The following is a 1,329-nucleotide window of genomic DNA, read 5'->3' as shown; positions in this document are numbered from 1 at the left end:
GATCGGGGTGTTCCTGGTGGTGATCACCGAGGGGCGCCAGGCGCATCCGCTGGTGCGGCCGTTCTTCGGCACCGGGGTGCTGGGCGGATTCACCACCTTCTCGACGTACGCGGTGGACGTCCGCCGCCTGCTGGAGGGCGGCCGGCCGGGGCCCGCCGTGGCGTACCTCGGGCTGACGCTGGCGGGCGCGCTGTTCGCGGTGTGGGCGGCGGCCGGACTGACTCGGCGTCTGGTGCACCGGGCCGTCCGCCGCGGGGCCGAACGGGGCGCGACGGCGCCCGGTGGGGGCGCGCGGTGAGCCGGCTGAACGGGCCGGCGCTCCGGCTGACCGTGCTGGTCGGGGAGAACGACCGGTGGCAGCACCGCCCGCTGTACAGCGAGATCGTGCACCGGGCCCGGGCGGCCGGGCTGGCCGGGGCGAGCGTGTTCCGGGGGATCGAGGGGTTCGGGGCCTCGTCGCTGGTGCACACCACGCGGCTGCTGTCGCTGAGCGAGGACCTGCCGGTGGCGGTGGTGATCGTGGACGAGGAGGAGCGGGTGCGGGCGTTCCTGCCTCAGCTGGACGGGATGGTGGCGGAGGGGCTGGTGCTGCTGGACCGCTGCGAGGTCGTGACCTACGCGGGCCGGGGGCCGGCGGCGGAGCCGGGCCGGGACGCGGGCCGGGATCCGGGCCGGGGGGAGACGGCGGAGTGAACTGGCTGCTGGTGGTGGCGGGCGCGGTGGGCGGCGCGCCGCTGCGGTACCTGACCGACCGGGCGGTGCAGTCCCGGCACGACTCGGTGTTCCCGTGGGGGACGTTCACGGTGAACGTGGTCGGCTGCCTGGTCCTCGGGCTGGTGACCGGCGCGGTGGCGGCGGGCGCGGCCTCCTCGCAGGTCCAGCTGCTGCTGGGGACGGGGCTCTGCGGGGCGCTGACCACCTACTCGACCTTCTCGTACGAGACCCTGCGGCTGGCCGAGACCGGGGCCGGACGGTACGCGCTGGCCAACGCGGCCGGCAGCGTGGCGGCCGGCCTGGCCGCGGTCTACGCGGGCGCGGAGCTGGCCTCGGCCCTCTGGGGCTGAGCGGGGCGCCGGAAGCCCCCGGGAGGGCACGGTGTGCCCTCCCGGCCCGGGCGAGCTTGGGCGCTGCCCGTGTCCCGCCGGGCCGGGCGCGCGTTGGGCACCAAAAGCGGCCGCGCGCGAGTGGGCGGCCCGGGTGGGGCGGTAGAGAGGGACCTCAGTGGCTTCGGTACGGGCGGCACGGACGGTGCGGGCGGTACGGGCGGTGCGGGTGCGGCTGGCCGCGGCGCGTACGGCTCCGGGGCGGGCGGCGGCGCTCCCGCGCTCG

The 1,329-nt window shown here is 77.7% G+C and carries 3 protein-coding genes; all 3 read left to right on the top strand.

Annotation, left to right across the window (positions count from 1 at the left end; genetic code table 11):
• The coding region (locus AE652_RS41505; protein WP_049661180.1) for a CrcB family protein at positions 1–298 on the top strand (298 nt) is incomplete at its 5' end.
• Positions 295–693 (top strand): DUF190 domain-containing protein, encoded by a 399-nt coding sequence (locus tag AE652_RS41500; RefSeq protein ID WP_049661179.1) that lies wholly within the window; start codon positions 295–297, stop codon positions 691–693. The genes AE652_RS41505 and AE652_RS41500, both read left to right, overlap by 4 nt.
• The gene (crcB, locus tag AE652_RS41495; protein ID WP_049661178.1) at positions 690–1,064 is read left to right on the top strand and encodes a fluoride efflux transporter CrcB; all 375 of its coding nucleotides are present in this window, start codon (positions 690–692) and stop codon (positions 1,062–1,064) included. The genes AE652_RS41500 and crcB overlap by 4 nt, the downstream gene beginning before the upstream one ends.
• The last annotated feature ends 265 nt before the right edge of the window (positions 1,065–1,329 follow it).

Origin of the sequence: Kitasatospora sp. MY 5-36 (assembly GCF_001182915.1) — a bacterium.
GTDB lineage: Bacteria > Actinomycetota > Actinomycetes > Streptomycetales > Streptomycetaceae > Kitasatospora.
This window is presented reverse-complemented; position numbering and strand designations above follow the sequence as displayed.